Source organism: Cupriavidus sp. 05N40 (assembly GCF_056397305.1).
Map to the genome: position 1 here is coordinate 1 of NZ_JBFTND010000246.1, position 15,078 is coordinate 15,078.

Consider the following 15,078-nt stretch of genomic DNA (forward strand, 5'->3'; position numbering starts at 1 on the left):
GCCGCACTTTCTGATGGCGTAGACGTTGGTACCGGGTCCCCCCACTTTGTTGGGGGGATTTGCATTTGGTGAGGCGCGCTCGCAGTTGCCGATTCTTTCGGTGTCACACATTATTCCATGTCGGGATAGATATCGGAGGAGGCGCAGCAAGCGAGGAATTTAGACAACTTGTCGGCGGATTCTTTACATCCGTTTACGGATAGATAGGCTATATCGAATGCCGGCAGTAGCAGCCCTCGTTCTTGCTGTTTCTTTCTATTAGCTGACTTATTTCTGTCTCACACCTACATATTTCAGCCATAAGTCTGTGGCCGTTTGCTGCCAGTCTCTTGCTGGCATGTCGTGCAACATTCGCACAAGCAATACCGGGCCCGGCCTTGACCACCGCCACTGAACAGGAACAGCGAACCCGCCAGCAGCAGGAGGCCCGCGAGCGCGCCGGCATTGTCAATGCTCCCGCCGTTCGCGCCGAAGTTGTCGCCCACGCCGAGTTTCCGGCCCTGCCGAAGGAAGACCCATGCTTCCGTATCAGCCGCTTCGTCCTGGGTGTTCCCAGGGACTTGCCGGCCGCGTTGCAGGCACGCGGTGCGTCGGCCCTGCCGATGGATCCCTTTGCCTTCGCACAACGGTGGCTCGACCACTACCAGGACGAATGCATCGGCAAGCAGGGTGTCGAGACGCTGGTGAAGGGTCTTTCCCAGACGATCCTGTCGAAGGGGTACGTCACTACGCGCGTGCTGGTGCCCGAGCAGGACATGGCGTCGGGCACGCTGACGCACCAGCGTTTTAGCTAACAAGCGTAAAGCGAATCCCCGTTGCGCCCTGCGCCATCAAAAGGTCCCGAATTCGCTCTGAGCATACGAGCCCAACCAACCAGCCTTTGGTTCGGAAGAGCCCGTGCCCTGCAGCCCTTGCAGGATCGATCCGCAAAATGTCGATGCGATAGTCGCCAATCTTGTCCGGGCGCCCATCATCCTCGGTCCAACGCGGAAACATGGAAAAACCCGTCCTCGTCTCGTCCACGCAATCAACAATGTCCAGCACGTTGAGGATTTCGTATGGCTCGCCGACGCCTTCTATCTCCACAGGCACCGCTTGCACAGTACCCTCAGGCAGGGCTGCCAATAGCGTATCCATCAATGTCTTTTTGACAAAATAGTCGCCGAGCCCACTGAGCGAAAAGGACACCGCATGCCCTGGATGGTAAATTCTGCTTCGGAGCGGGATTTTCGTGTCCCATGGCTTACCAAGGCCAAATCCGCCCGCAACCACCTCTTGCCCGGTATTATCAACAGGCTGCTCCAGATGCCACTGATCTGGGAAATTGAAATCAAGGCCGATCTTATAGAAATTCATCTCGTCCCTCATTTCTTGGTCACCAGGTTATTCAAGTTCGTGCCCGGTGTAGCTATTTCTGTCTTAATTTTTTCCAGTGCTGAGCTCAGAGCCTGTTGATACTCTGAGGTATTCCTCGGAATACCTCGCACTGCACTGTCCAATTCTCATACGCGGCTTCATGGGGGTCCCTTATGGCCCTCCACAAACACCTTGTTGGCCTGATCTTGTGATCGGCAGCGGCGGCCCCGCCGATGGCGTGCTGGTGATCGTACCGTACAGGGTCACGCTCGCCAATGGCGCCGCTTACCAGGGGATTGCCTCGTTCAGTTGCCGCGACTGACCGACTGACCTGCCATCCGGCGGGGCACGAAAAAGGCGCTTCGTCCCGCGCAGGGACCGAAGCGCCTTGTCATTTCCTGCGAACCTGCCGTCCTACTTCGCTTTCAGGAACTCCCCCACCTCCAGCAGCACCAGTTCGTTGTCGTCCGCCTTGTTCGGCTCGCGGCTGCTCGAGAAGGGCAGGTTGTTGTCGTTGCCCACCACGATGTGAGTGGGATCGACCACGTCGACGTTCTCGATGGTGAAGAACGGGAACTTGAGCACGCCGTCGTTGAGCGGCTTGCGCGCCAGCTTGTCGGGGTCGGCGATATTGAGCAGGTCGATGTAGCCGATCTTGCGCACGGCGCCGCCGGCGTTGGCCTCGGTCAGTTCGACCTTGTAGATGCGCTTGAATTTGGCGATATCGGCGAAGCAGTCGTCGCGCTTCTGGCCTTCGGGGCAGGCCTTGTCGGCTGTGCCTTCGCCGTTGTCGCGCTCGATGATGAGGCCGGTGGTGGCGTCGATCATGTTGAAGTCGCCGATGGCGTTGCCGTTGGCCTCGAGCGGGTACTTCCACGATCGCCCGGTCCATTTGCCGGCGAGCGTGTCGAACTCGAGCACGCGCAGCGCTTCCTTGCCGTCGATGCGCTCGTAGTCCTTTGCCTGGGCGTTCCAGACCGGGCCTTCGAGCAGCGCGTAGAGCTTGCTGCCATCGGGCGACGCGGCCATGCCCTCGAAGCCCTTGGAGCGCTTGATCTGGAAGTCGACCGCGCCACCGGGCACGCCGGGTGTCGTCACGGCCGGGTGGTCGGGCGAGCGCACGGGCTTGCCGTCTACCAGCGTGTCGTACACGGCCAGCACCTTGCCTTGCAGGTCGGCCTTGATCAGGAACGGCCCGAACTCTTCGCCGATCCACAGCGCGCCGCCGGCGAACTGGAAGCTTTCGGTGTCGAAATCGGAGCCGGTCAGGTAGCGTTGCTTCGTGCCTTCGTGGACGATGCGGAACGGCACCTTCTTGTCGGGATCGTGCAGGAACACGGTGCCCAGGCGCTGCAGCTTGCCGCTCTTGAAGTCCACCTTGTAGTGGTTCAGGTAGAGCATGAAGTCCGGCGAATTGGCCTTGCTGCCGGCGCCGTTGTCGGTCAGTACCCAGAAGCTGCCGTCGGCCATGTGCTTGATGCCGGAGTGGCCTTGCAGCGGTTGTCCCCTGAATGGCACGGAGACACCGGTCGGGCGCCCGTTCGACTTGCCTTCCACGCTGCCGATCTTCTCCGCGCGCCCGGCCGTGGTGAACTTGCCGCTCGTCTTCAGGTCCTGCGGCGCATCCTTGGGCGCGTCGATGAAGCTCTGCGCGGGCATGACCGCGTGGCCGGCGAGCGTGGCCGGATAGGCGGGCGCGGCGGCCGTCTGCGAGACGGCGGGCAGGGACCAGGCGGCAGCGGTGATGGCGATGACTGCGGTGACGGTCGCGGACGGAAGCAGGCGCATGTAGGCGGGGTGATCTGTTCGAAAGACCACTACGATGCACGGCCATCGTGACGGGCGCATGACAGTTCGAAGGCAGTCACAAACGCCACGACGGGCGAGGGTGCGTGATGTATCTCGCGCGCAACATGGCGGGCAACAAGTCGGAAGATCTGGCCTCTCGCTTGTCCGCCCTCCGGCCTCTCAGTCTGCCTGCGCGCGGCGCGCAGGGATGTCGAACGGCATGTCCTCGTAGCGGACGACGCGCGTCTTTCTGGCCAGGCGGTACCCCAGCCACAGCAGCAGGAACACCGGCACCCCGATATAGGTCCCGAGGATTTCCACCCACCGCCCGCGCACGTCGCCGAAGGCCTGGTAGTTCTGCCCCAGCACGATGATCACGCACAGCACGGTGGCGAAGATCGGCCCGAACGGGTAGAGCGGCGAGCGGTAGGCCAGGTCCGCGGCGCTGTAGCCCTGGCGAACCAGGCCGCGGCGGAAGCGGTAGTGGCTCACCGCGATGCCCAGCCACGCGATGAAGCCGGTCATGCCGGAGGTGTTGAGCAGCCACATATAGACGGCCTTGTCGCCGAACAGCGACGTCAGGAAGCACAGCGCGCCCACCGCGGCTGTCGCCGCCAGGGCCAGGTAGGGCACGCCGCCGGCCGACAGCCGCGCCAGCGCGCGCGGGGCCCGGCCGCTGACGGCCAGTCCATAGAGGATGCGGGTAGAGGCGTACATGCTGGAGGTGCCCGACGAGAGCAGGGCGGTGAGCACCACGGCGTTCATCAGCCCGGCGGCGAAGGCCAGGCCGGCGCGGCGGAACACCAGCGCGAACGGGCTCACGCCGATGTCGGTCACGTCGTTGCGCAGCAGGCTGGGGTCGGTGTAGGGAATCAGCACGCCGATGATGAGGATGGCCAGCACGTAGAACAGCAGGATGCGCCAGAACGTCTGGCGGATCGCGCGCGGAATCGTGCGCGCCGGGTCGGCCGCTTCGCCGGCCGCCACGCCCACGGTCTCCGTGCCCTGGAACGAGAACCCGGCGATCATGGCCACGCCGAACATCGCGGGGACGCCGCCCACGAAGGGCGCGTCGCCGACGGTGAAGTTGTGCCAGCCGGCCTGCGGGCCGCCGTGCAGGATGCCGAAGATCATCAGCAGGCCGGCGCCGAGGAATACCAGCACGGTGACCACCTTGATGAGCGCGAACCAGTATTCCGCCTCGCCGAAGCCGCGCACCGAGATCGCGTTGAGGCCGAACATCAGCAGCAGGAACGCCGCGCTCCACGCCACGCCGGGCACGCCCGGGAACCAGTACTGCATCACCAGCTGCGCCGCCACCAGTTCCACCGCGATGGTCACCGCAAGGTTGAACCAATAGCTCCAGCCGAGCGCGAAGCCGAAGCCTTCCTCCACATAGAGCGCGCTGTAGGTGACGAAGGACCCGGCGACCGGCATGTGCACGGCCATCTCGCCGAGGCTGGTCATCAGGCAGTACACCATCAGGCCGATGAGCCCGTACATCAGCAGCGCGCCGCCAGGGCCGGCCTGGGCGATGGAGGCGCCAGAGGCGACGAACAGGCCGGTGCCGATGGCGCCGCCGATGGCGATCATGGTGAGGTGGCGGGCCTTGAGCTTGCGCTGGAGCGCGTCGTGCTCGATGACGGGATGGTGCGGCTGGGCGAAAGAAGACGGTAGGGAGGACATCAGGGTCGCTGGCGTGTCGGCAGGGCGGCGCCCTCGTGGGGCGGCCGCGCGCGGCAAAGGGCGGGAGTTTACCGGCTTCTCAGGGTAAATCCGAGGGGCGTGGCACAGAACGCGCCGACTGTGATTAGAGGACATCGTCATATCGGGCGGGAAGTGCCGCATAGGGCGCTGCGCCTGCCCTGCGGGGACATTCGCATGCGGCTTGGCGGGACTGGCATGCACGCCGGCGAGGCCGGCCATAAAGGCGGCGCATGACACGCCTGCCGGACCGCCAAATTGAAATTGAACGACCGTGCTATTTTGTGTATGCTTGATCCGCTCGCACCAGGGCGGGCACCGGCGCAAGGGCGCCGGCAGGCGGTTTTCCCGGTAGCCGGAGGCGGCGGCAAGGCGGACAATGGGTTCGCCGCGCATGGTCCGGCCAATGCAGAAAAACATAATTCGAGAATTCGAATCCCGAGACAACTTCTAGTACAAAGGAACCAGCATGACAGCGCAGTATCAGGTTCAGGACCGAATTCAACACCCCCAAGGCTACCCAGGAACCGACCCTGCATTCGGTGATCCGTGCGATCGAAGCATCGTCCAAGCCGGTCGTGGCGGCCATCCACTCCGTGGCCATGGGCGGCGGCCTGGAACTGGCGCTGGGCTGTAACTACCGCGTGGCGGCCAAGGGCGCGCAGATCGCGCTGCCGGAAGTCAAGCTGGGCCTGCTGCCCGGCGCCGGCGGCACGCAGCGCCTGCCGCGCGTGATCGGCCTGGAGGCCGCCCTGAACATGATCGTGTCGGGCACCGCCATTCCGAGCGAGAAGTTCGCCGGCACCAAGCTGTTCGACGAGATCGTCGACGGCGACGTGCTGCCCGCGGCCGTGACCTTCGCCAGGAACGTGGCGGCAGCGCCCGGCCCGTACCCGAAGGTGCGCGACCTGAAGGTCAAGCACGAGAACGCGGAAGGCTTCCTGGCCTTCGCCCGCAACACCGTGGCCGCCGTGGCCAAGAACTTCCCGGCGCCGCTGAAGTGCGTGGATGCCGTGGCGGCATCGCTCAAGCCGTTCGAGGCCGGCCTGAAGGCCGAGCGCGAAGGCTTCATGGCCCTGGTGACCACGCCGGAATCGCGCGCCCTGCGCCATGCCTTCTTCGGCGAGCGCGCGGCCAGCAAGATCCCCGACGTGTCCGGCGACACCCCGGTGCGCAAGATCGAGCGGGTTGCCGTGATCGGCGCCGGCACCATGGGTGGCGGCATCACCATGAACTTCCTGAACGCCGGCGTGCCGGTGATCATGCTGGAAACCAAGCAGGAAGCGCTGGACCGCGGCGTGGCCACGATCCGCAAGAACTACGAGAACAGCGCCAAGAAGGGCAAGCTCACGCAAGAGAAGGTCGAGCAGCGCATGGCCCTGCTGACCACCACGCTGTCCTATGACGAGATCAAGGACGCGGACATGGTGATCGAAGCCGTGTTCGAGGAAATGGGCGTCAAGGAAATCGTCTTCAAGAAGCTGGACGAAGTGATGAAGCAGGGCGCGATCCTGGCTTCCAACACCTCCACGCTGGACGTCAACAAGATCGCCTCGTTCACCAAGCGTCCGCAGGACGTGGTCGGCATGCATTTCTTCAGCCCGGCCAACGTGATGAAGCTGCTCGAAGTGGTGCGCGGCGAGAAGACCGGCAAGGACGTGCTGGCCACGGTCATGCAGATCGCCAAGAAGATCAAGAAGACCGCCGTGGTGTCGGGCGTGTGCGACGGCTTCATCGGCAACCGCATGATCGAGCAGTACAGCCGCCAGGCAGGCTACCTGCTGGACGAAGGCGCGCTGCCGGAGCAGGTCGACAAGGCCATCGAGAAGTTCGGCTTCGCCATGGGTCCGTTCCGCATGGGCGACCTGGCCGGCAATGACATCGGCTGGGCCATCCGCAAGCGCCGCGCGGTGGACAAGCCGGACATCCAGTACTCGAAGACCGCCGACCTGCTGTGCGAGCAAGGCCGCTACGGCCAGAAGACCGGCGCGGGCTGGTACGACTACAAGGCGGGCGACCGCAAGCCGTACCCGAACCAGCAGGTCAACGACATGATCGTGCAGCACTCCAAGGACCTCGGCATCACGCGCCGCAAGATCTCCGACGAGGAAATCGTCGAGCGCCTGGTGTTCGCGCTGGTCAACGAAGGCGCCAAGATCCTGGAGGAAGGCATTGCTTCCAAGGCCTCGGATATCGACATGGTCTACCTGACCGGCTACGGCTTCCCGCTGTTCCGCGGCGGCCCGATGCTGTACGCGGACCAGGTCGGGCTGTTCAACGTGGCGCAGGCGATGAACCGCTATGCGAAGGGCTATCACGGCGAAGCCTGGAAGCCGGCCGCGCTGCTGGAGAAGCTGGCGGCCGAAGGCAAGGGCTTCAACGACTAAGCCGCAGGTGAGGGCGACGCAAGGGCGAAAGCAACCATGAGCTACGGCGCGCAGGACTGCCTGCTGGTGATCGACGTGCAGAACGATTTCATGCCGGGCGGCGCGCTTGCCGTGCCGCGCGGCGACGAGATCGTGCCCGTGGTCAACCGGCTGGCGCAGGCGTTCGCGCATGTGGTGGTGACGCAGGACTGGCATCCAGCCGGACACGCGTCGTTCGCCGCCAGCCATGCCGGCACGCAGCCGTTCCAGAGCATCGCGCTGCCGTATGGCCAGCAGGTGCTGTGGCCCGTGCACTGCGTGCAGGACACGCCAGGCGCCGCGCTGCATGCGGGGCTGCACGTGCCGCATGCCCGGCTGGTGGTCCGCAAGGGCCATCACCGCGACGTGGACAGCTACTCCGCCTTCATGGAGGCGGACCGTGCCACGCGCACCGGGCTGGCGGGCTACCTGCGCGAGCAGGGCGTGCGCCGCGTGTTCTGCGTGGGCCTGGCGACCGACTACTGCGTGGCCTGGAGCGCGCTCGATGCGCGCGCCGCCGGCTTCGAAGCGGCCGTGGTCGAGGACGCATGTCGCGCCATCGACCTCGACGGTTCGCTCGAACGCGCCTGGCAGGACCTGTCCGCCGCCGGCGTGCAGCGCCTGCAGTCGGCCGACGTGCTTGCCGCCGTGCCCTCACCGCCCTCACGCTAGACAAACCGAACAACTCGCAAGAACACCTTGCGCAGACACCAAGATTCCGAGGAGCAACAAATGAACGAGGCAGTCATCGTATCCACCGCACGGACCGGCCTGGCCAAGAGCTGGAAGGGTGCTTTCAACATGACCCACGGCGCCACCCTGGGCGGCCACGCGGTCCAGCACGCCATCGCCCGCGCCAAGATCGAAGCCGGCGAAGTGGAAGACGTGCTGATGGGCTGTGCCAACCCGGAAGGCGCCACCGGCGCCAATATCGCGCGCCAGATCGCGCTGCGCGCAGGCTGCCCGGTCACCGTGCCCGGCGCCACCGTCAACCGTTTCTGCTCGTCCGGCCTGCAGACCATCGCCATGGCCGCGCAGCGCGTGATCGCCGATGAAGGCGACATCTTCGTGGCCGGCGGCGTGGAGTCCATCTCCTGCGTGCAGCAGGAAATGAACCGCCACATGATCCAGGAAAGCTGGCTGACCAAGAACAAGCCGGAAATCTACTGGAACATGCTGCAGACCGCCGAGAACGTGGCCAAGCGCTACAACATCTCGCGCGAGCGCCAGGACGAGTACGGCGTGCGCAGCCAGCAACGCGCCTTCGCCGCGCTGGAAGCCGGCAAGTTCAACGACGAGATCGTGCCGATCACGGTGCTGGCAGGCGTGGCCGACAAGGCCACCGGCCAGTTGATGACCAAGGAAGTCACGGTCTCGGCCGACGAAGGCATCCGCGGCGACACCACGCTCGAAGCCGTGGCCAAGATCCGCACCGCCATGCCCGGCGGCGTGGTCTCGGCAGGCAACGCGTCGCAGTTCTCCGACGGCGCCTCGGCTGCCGTGGTGATGAATGCGAAGGTGGCGGCGGCCAGGGGCCTGCAGCCGCTGGGCGTGTTCCGCGGCTTCGCCGTGGCCGGCTGCGAGCCTGACGAAATGGGCATCGGCCCGGTGTTCGCGGTGCCCAAGCTGCTCAAGAAGGCCGGCCTGAAGGTCGACGACATCGGCCTGTGGGAACTGAACGAAGCCTTCGCCGTGCAGGTGCTGTACTGTGCCGATACGCTGGGCATCCCGATGGACCGCCTCAACGTCAACGGTGGCGCCATCGCGGTCGGCCACCCGTACGGCGTGTCGGGCGCGCGCCTGGTCGGCCATGCGCTGATCGAAGGCAAGCGCCGCGGCGTCAAGTACGTGGTGGTGACCATGTGCATCGGCGGCGGCCAGGGCGCGGCCGGCCTGTTCGAAGTCCTCTGAGCGGCGGCACGGCACCGTGAACGATCACGCCGATCCGTTGCTCGCGCATGGCCGCGCGGTGCTGGCCAGCCAGCCGTTCTCGGTGCTGGTTGGCGCGGAGCTGGCCGTGCTGAGCGCGGAGCGTGCCGAGCTGCGCCTGCCGATCCGGCAGGACCTGCAGCAACAGCATGGCTTCCTGCACGGCGGCGTGGTCAGCTACCTGGCCGACAACGCCCTGACCTATGCGGGCGGCGCGGCCATGGCGGTGCCGGTCGTGACCTCGGAGTACAAGATCAACTACCTGCGTCCGGCGATCGGCGACCTGCTGATCGCCCGTGCCGAATGCGTCAGCCGCGGCCGCCAGCAAGCGGTGGTGCGCTGCGATGTGTTCGTGCGCAAGGACGGCGAGGAGAAGCTCTGCGCGGTCGCGCAGGGCACCATCGCACGCCTGGGCGACGGTAGCTAGCAGCAAGGGCCGGGCAGGAAAGGGCGCGCGAGCGCCTTTTTCATTCGCCGTGCCGTCAACATAGACAGAACAGAAACCGAATTCGCGGCGCGCCATGCAGCGTGCCGCCGTGGAGACAGCGACGATCCCAGCCGCCAGGCCGCCGGAACATGCGGTGCGCAGTGGCCGGATCGCGCATTCCTGATTTTCCCTTTCAGTCTGGGAGCCATTTCCTGCCATGTCGCTGATCCTTTCCCGCCGTGACCTGAATTTCATGCTGTACGAGTGGCTCAAGGTCGAGGAGCTGGCCCGCATCCCGCGCTACGCCGACCATTCCCGCGAGACCTTCGACGCCGCGCTCGATACCTGCGAGAAGATCGCCACCGACCTGTTCGCGCCGCACAACAAGAAGAACGACCAGCACGAGCCGCATTTCGATGGCGAGACCGTCACCATCATCCCCGAGGTCAAGACCGCGCTGAAGGCATTCTGCGAGGCCGGGCTGATGGCTGCCGGGCAGGACTACGAGATCGGCGGCATGCAGCTGCCGGTGGTGGTCGAGAAGGCGGGCTTTGCCTACTTCAAGGGCGCCAACGTCGGCACCAGCTCGTACCCGTTCCTGACCATCGGCAACGCCAACCTGCTGCTCACGCACGGCACGCCGGCGCAGGTGGAAACCTTCGTCAAGCCGGAGATGGAAGGGCGCTTCTTCGGCACCATGTGCCTGTCCGAGCCGCAGGCCGGCTCGTCGCTGTCGGACATCACGACGCGCGCCGACCATGAAGGCGAATCGCCGCTGGGCCAGCAATACCGCCTGCGCGGCAACAAGATGTGGATCTCGGCCGGCGAGCACGAGCTCTCCGAGAATATCGTGCACCTCGTGCTGGCCAAGATCCCCGGCCCGGACGGCAAGCTGATCCCGGGCGTGAAGGGCATTTCGCTGTTCATCGTGCCGAAGTACCTGGTCAACGCCGACGGCAGCCTGGGCGAGCACAACGACGTGGTGCTGGCCGGCCTGAACCACAAGATGGGCTACCGCGGCACCACCAACTGCCTGCTGAACTTCGGCGAGGGCATGAAGTACCAGCCGGGCGGCAAGGCCGGCGCCATCGGCTACCTGGTGGGCGAGCCGCACAAGGGCCTGGCCTGCATGTTCCACATGATGAACGAGGCGCGCATCGGCGTGGGCCTCGGCGCGGTGATGCTGGGCTATACCGGCTACCTGCACGCGGTGGACTATGCGCGCAACCGCCCGCAGGGCCGGCCCATCGCTCCCGGCGGCAAGGATCCGGCCAGCCCGCAGGTGCGGCTGGTGGAGCATGCCGACATCCGCCGCATGCTGCTGGCGCAGAAGAGCTATGTGGAAGGCGGGCTGGCGCTCAACCTGTATTGCGCGCAGCTGGTGGACCAGGAGCGTGCCGCCGAGGGCGCCGCGCATGAACGACTGGCGCTGCTGCTGGACATCCTCACCCCGATCGCCAAGAGCTGGCCGTCGCAATGGTGCCTGGAAGCCAACAACCTGGCGATCCAGGTGCACGGTGGTTATGGCTACACGCGCGAGTACAACGTCGAGCAGTTCTACCGCGACAACCGTCTCAACCCGATCCACGAAGGCACCCACGGTATCCAGGGGCTGGACCTGCTGGGCCGCAAGGTGGTGATGAAGGACGGCGCGGCATTCAAGGCGCTCGGCGAGGAAATCCAGGCCACCATCGGCCGGGCGCTGGCCAGCGGCGACGCCGCGCTCGGCAGCCACGCCCGCGCGCTCGGTGCTGCCGTCAAGCGCGTGGCGGAAGTCACGCAATTGCTGTGGGCGGCGGGGGATGCCAAGGTGACCCTGGCCAACGCCTCGGTCTACCTGGAAGCCTTCGGCCACGCGGTGGTGGCATGGATCTGGCTGGAACAGGCGCTGCTGGCGCAGGCTGCGCTCAAGGGCGCCCCGGCCGGCGACGACGAGGACTTCTATCGCGGCAAGCTGGCAGCGGCGGCATACTTCTTCCGCTGGGAGCTGCCCAAGATCGGGCCGCAGCTCGACCTGCTGGCCTCGCTGGACCGCACTACGCTCGATATGCAAGACGCCTGGTTCTGAGGATCCGGCGGCCCACACGACAACACCAGTGCGCGCCTGCCCGGGCGCGCGCAATTCCAGATCGGGAGACACCATGAACACCATCCAGCAACTGTTCGACCTCAAGGGCAAGACTGCGCTGATCACCGGCGGCTCGCGCGGGCTCGGCCTGCAGATCGCCGAGGCGCTCGGCGAGCAGGGCGCGCGCCTGGTCCTGTCGGCGCGCAAGGCCGACGAGCTGCAATCGGCCCAGGCCCACCTCAAGGCGCGCGGCATCGACGCCGAATGGATCGCCGCCGACGGCGCGCGCGATGCGGATATCGCCCGCCTTGCCGACGAGGCGCTGGCCAAGCTCGGCCATGTGGACATCCTTGTCAACAACGCCGGCGCCACCTGGGGCGCGCCTGCCGAAGATCACCCGGTAGAGGCCTGGGACAAGGTCATGAACCTCAATATCCGCGGCGTGTTCCTGCTCTCGCAGCGCATCGGCAAGCTCTCGATGATCCCGCGCCGCTATGGCCGCATCATCAACGTGGCCTCCATCGCCGGGCTGGCGGGCAACCCGCCGGGATCGATGGAAACCATCGCCTACAACACCTCCAAGGGCGCGGTGATCAACTTCACGCGCACGCTGGCCGCCGAGTGGGGCGAGCACAACATCACGGTCAACGCGCTGGCGCCGGGCTTCTTCCCCTCCAAGATGACGCAGGGTTCGCTGGACCGCATGGGCGTGGACGCCATGTGCGCCGGCGTGCCGCTGCACCGCCTGGGCGACGACGAAGACCTGAAGGGCGCCGCGCTGCTGTTCGCCAGCGCGGCCGGCAAGCACATCACGGGGCAGGTACTGGCCGTGGACGGTGGCGTGAGCGCGGTCTGAGCCATGCTTTAATTCGGTCGGAGCGGCGGGCATGCTGCTTGCGTTTGCATGCCGCCCGCAGACCGATATCGTTTCACGCATCACTAACGAACCATGACCGACACCAACGGCTTTCCCCTCAAGATTCCCTTCCTCGCCTCGCTCGGCGTGCTGTGCAACCGCATGGACAAGGAAGGCAGCGAAATCGAGCTGGCGCTCGAAGAACGGCACCAGAACAGCTGGGACATGGCCCACGGCGGCGTGCTGATGACGCTGCTCGACGTGGCGATGGCCATTGCCGGGCGCGGCGCCGACACCGAGGGCCGTGGCCTGGTGACCATCGAGATGAAGACCAGCTTCATGGCACCGGGCCGGGGCAGGCTGCGCGCGCGCGGCGTGTGCGTGCACCGCACCAGCACCATGGCGTTCTGCGAGGCGGAGATCGTCGACGAGGACGGCAAGACCGTATCGCGCGGATCGGGCACGTTCAAGTACGTCAAGCGCGTGCCGCCGCAGCGCGCGTCCGCCGGCGCATCGGACAGCGGCGCTGACGGCTGAGTCCGCATTGCCTGTGATGCCCGAACCTTCGGAGGGGTGAGCAGAGGATGTCAAGACCGGTGGGAAAAGCCGGCACGCAGCAGCTATAAAACCAAAAAAACGGAGACAAGATGCTGTTTGAACGGATCGCCGCCGCGCGGCGCCTGAGACTGACCGTACTCGCCGCGTGCGGCGCAGGAGCCCTTGCCATGTACCAGCCGGCCCAAGCCCAGAATGCCCCTGTTCCCGCGGCCGGCGCGCCGGTCGCCGCTCCGGTGGCGCAGGCCGTGCCGGTGTTCCCGGATGCCGCCGCCACCGATCCCGTCACCGCGGGCTGGATGCAGGGCTTTCCGCCGGTGCCGGACAAGGTCATCAGCTTCGCTCCCGCCAGCAATGGCTTCCCGCGCACACGCTGGAGCTTCTCGCATATTCGCGAGCTGGTGCCGACCGCGGCGGTCTGGCACGGGCGCGGTCCCGCGTCGGCCCTGCCGCGCGCCGAGCGCGACATCGGCGGCACGCCCTTCACCGATGCCGACGGCACGCGGCGCACCTTCGCCGACATGCTGGGGCTGACCTACACCGACGGCATCCTGGTGATGCACAAGGGCCGCGTCGTCTACGAGAAGTATTTCGGTGCGCTAGACGACCATACGCCGCACATCGCCATGTCGGTGACCAAGTCCTTCGTCGGCACGCTGGCGGCGATGCTGGTGGCCGACGGCAAGCTCGATCCCGCCGCGCCCGTCACGCGCTACCTGCCGGAGATGGCGGGCACCGCCTACGGCGACGCCACCGTGCGCGAGGTGATGGACATGACCGTGGGGGTGAAGTACTCGGAGAACTATGCCGACCCCAAGGCCGAGATCTGGGACTACAGCCGCGCCGGCGGCATGATGCCGCGCGAGCCGGGCTATCGCGGCCCCGGGACGTTCTATGAGTTCCTCGCCACGCTGAAGAAGGAAGGCGAGCACGACCAGGCCTTCGCCTACAAGACCGTCAATGCCGAAGTCCTGGCGTGGATCGTCAAGCGCGTGTCCGGGCAGCCGCTGGCCAGGCTGCTGTCCGAGCGGGTGTGGCAGAAGATGGGCGCCGAGAACGATGCCTACTTCATGGTCGACAGCGTCGGCAGCGAATCCGGCGGCGGCGGGCTCAACACCACGCTGCGCGACCTGGCTCGCTTCGGCGAGACCATGCGCAACAACGGCCGCTTCAACGGCCAGCAGATCATCCCGGCGCAGGTCGTGGCCGATATCCGCGGCGGCGGTGACCCGGCCAAGTTCGCCAAGGCCGGCTATGCCACCTTGCCAGGCTGGAGCTACCGCTCGATGTGGTGGGTCTCGAACGACGACCACGGCGTGTTCGAGGCGCGCGGCATCCACGGCCAGCGCATCTATGTCGATCCCAGGGCGGAACTCACCATCGTGCGCTACGCCTCGCACCCGATTGCCGCCAACGGCGCCAACGATCCTGTCACGCATCGCGCGTACCGGGCCCTGGCGCTGGCATTGATGAAGTAAGCCGTCCGGCAACTGCGTAGCGACGGTCCACCAGAACAACGAACGACAAAGGACGCGTGTCCTTGTCCATTTCACCGTAAGGAAGCCAAAATGTCGAACACCTTCAAGCGTATCGTCCTGGCCTCGCGCCCCACCGGCGCGGTCACGCCCGACAATTTCCGGCTGGAAGAAGCGCCGGTGCCCGAACTGGCCGAAGGCCAGGTCCTGGTGCGCAACCACTACCTGTCGCTCGATCCGTATATGCGCGGGCGCATGAACGACAGCAAGTCCTACGCCACGCCGCAGCCGCTGGGCGAAGTCATGATCGGCGGCACCGTGGGCGAGATCGTGGCGTCGAAGAACGCCAGGTACGCCGTGGGCGACAAGGTGGTCGGCATGCTCGGCTGGCAGGAACTCGGCGTGAGCGACGGCACCGGCATCCAGAAGGTCGATACCACCCATATCCCGCTGTCGGCCTACCTGGGTTCGGTCGGCATGCCGGGCGTGACGGCCTGGTATGGCCTGAACAAGAT

Annotated in this window: 10 protein-coding genes and 3 pseudogenes; 10 read left to right on the top strand and 3 right to left on the bottom strand. The window is 65.9% G+C overall.

Annotation, left to right across the window (positions count from 1 at the left end):
* Window positions 1–299 precede the first annotated feature (299 nt).
* A pseudogene (locus AC1DO7_RS35930) lies at window positions 300–773 on the top strand (POTRA domain-containing protein); the annotation flags it as partial.
* 13 nt (window positions 774–786) lie between these two features.
* Here AC1DO7_RS35930 and AC1DO7_RS35935 read toward each other — a convergent pair.
* The 3 genes from AC1DO7_RS35935 to AC1DO7_RS35945 form a co-directional block, all read right to left on the bottom strand.
* Complete coding sequence (locus tag AC1DO7_RS35935) at window positions 787–1,356, bottom strand: imm11 family protein (protein ID WP_441615477.1); 570 nt, start codon at window positions 1,354–1,356, stop codon at window positions 787–789.
* 414 nt (window positions 1,357–1,770) lie between these two features.
* Window positions 1,771–3,144 (bottom strand): esterase-like activity of phytase family protein, encoded by a 1,374-nt coding sequence (locus AC1DO7_RS35940; RefSeq protein WP_441615479.1) that lies wholly within the window; start codon window positions 3,142–3,144, stop codon window positions 1,771–1,773.
* Between the two features lie 180 nt (window positions 3,145–3,324).
* Complete coding sequence (locus AC1DO7_RS35945; RefSeq protein WP_441615481.1) at window positions 3,325–4,830, bottom strand: amino acid permease; 1,506 nt, start codon at window positions 4,828–4,830, stop codon at window positions 3,325–3,327.
* Window positions 4,831–5,345: 515 nt separating this feature from the next.
* Here AC1DO7_RS35945 and AC1DO7_RS35950 point away from each other — a divergent pair.
* The 9 genes and pseudogenes from AC1DO7_RS35950 to AC1DO7_RS35990 form a co-directional block, all read left to right on the top strand.
* Window positions 5,346–7,235: pseudogene (locus tag AC1DO7_RS35950) on the top strand (3-hydroxyacyl-CoA dehydrogenase NAD-binding domain-containing protein); the annotation flags it as partial.
* Between the two features lie 36 nt (window positions 7,236–7,271).
* The gene (gene pncA / locus AC1DO7_RS35955; protein ID WP_441615485.1) at window positions 7,272–7,925 is read left to right on the top strand and encodes a bifunctional nicotinamidase/pyrazinamidase; all 654 of its coding nucleotides are present in this window, start codon (window positions 7,272–7,274) and stop codon (window positions 7,923–7,925) included.
* A gap of 60 nt (window positions 7,926–7,985) precedes the next feature.
* Window positions 7,986–9,164 carry an acetyl-CoA C-acyltransferase gene (locus AC1DO7_RS35960; RefSeq protein WP_441615487.1) on the top strand — a complete coding sequence of 393 codons (1,179 nt, stop codon included), beginning with the start codon at window positions 7,986–7,988 and terminating at the stop codon, window positions 9,162–9,164.
* 16 nt (window positions 9,165–9,180) lie between these two features.
* Window positions 9,181–9,609, top strand: coding sequence for a PaaI family thioesterase (locus AC1DO7_RS35965; protein WP_441615489.1), 429 nt, complete (start codon window positions 9,181–9,183; stop codon window positions 9,607–9,609).
* A 217-nt stretch (window positions 9,610–9,826) separates the two neighbouring features.
* The gene (locus tag AC1DO7_RS35970) at window positions 9,827–11,677 is read left to right on the top strand and encodes an acyl-CoA dehydrogenase (RefSeq protein ID WP_477117208.1); all 1,851 of its coding nucleotides are present in this window, start codon (window positions 9,827–9,829) and stop codon (window positions 11,675–11,677) included.
* A gap of 73 nt (window positions 11,678–11,750) precedes the next feature.
* Window positions 11,751–12,533, top strand: a complete 783-nt coding sequence (locus AC1DO7_RS35975; protein WP_441615492.1) for an SDR family oxidoreductase — start codon at window positions 11,751–11,753, stop codon at window positions 12,531–12,533.
* 93 nt (window positions 12,534–12,626) lie between these two features.
* On the top strand, window positions 12,627–13,070 hold the full coding sequence (locus AC1DO7_RS35980; RefSeq protein ID WP_441615494.1) for a PaaI family thioesterase: 444 nt from the start codon (window positions 12,627–12,629) through the stop codon (window positions 13,068–13,070).
* A 188-nt stretch (window positions 13,071–13,258) separates the two neighbouring features.
* Window positions 13,259–14,566: a serine hydrolase domain-containing protein gene (locus AC1DO7_RS35985; RefSeq protein ID WP_441615734.1), complete on the top strand. Its 1,308-nt coding sequence runs from the start codon at window positions 13,259–13,261 to the stop codon at window positions 14,564–14,566.
* 90 nt (window positions 14,567–14,656) lie between these two features.
* A pseudogene (locus AC1DO7_RS35990) lies at window positions 14,657–15,078 on the top strand (NADP-dependent oxidoreductase); the annotation flags it as partial.

Bases quoted from the DNA above. Each gene is read 5' to 3' on its own strand.
- AC1DO7_RS35935 (WP_441615477.1), bottom strand. From the start codon at position 1,356: ATGAATTTCTATAAGATCGGCCTTGATTTCAATTTCCCAGATCAGTGG.
- AC1DO7_RS35940 (WP_441615479.1), bottom strand. From the start codon at position 3,144: ATGCGCCTGCTTCCGTCCGCGACCGTCACCGCAGTCATCGCCATCACC.
- AC1DO7_RS35945 (WP_441615481.1), bottom strand. From the start codon at position 4,830: ATGTCCTCCCTACCGTCTTCTTTCGCCCAGCCGCACCATCCCGTCATC.
- pncA (WP_441615485.1), top strand. From the start codon at position 7,272: ATGAGCTACGGCGCGCAGGACTGCCTGCTGGTGATCGACGTGCAGAAC.
- AC1DO7_RS35960 (WP_441615487.1), top strand. From the start codon at position 7,986: ATGAACGAGGCAGTCATCGTATCCACCGCACGGACCGGCCTGGCCAAG.
- AC1DO7_RS35970 (WP_477117208.1), top strand. From the start codon at position 9,827: ATGTCGCTGATCCTTTCCCGCCGTGACCTGAATTTCATGCTGTACGAG.
- AC1DO7_RS35975 (WP_441615492.1), top strand. From the start codon at position 11,751: ATGAACACCATCCAGCAACTGTTCGACCTCAAGGGCAAGACTGCGCTG.
- AC1DO7_RS35980 (WP_441615494.1), top strand. From the start codon at position 12,627: ATGACCGACACCAACGGCTTTCCCCTCAAGATTCCCTTCCTCGCCTCG.
- AC1DO7_RS35985 (WP_441615734.1), top strand. From the start codon at position 13,259: ATGTACCAGCCGGCCCAAGCCCAGAATGCCCCTGTTCCCGCGGCCGGC.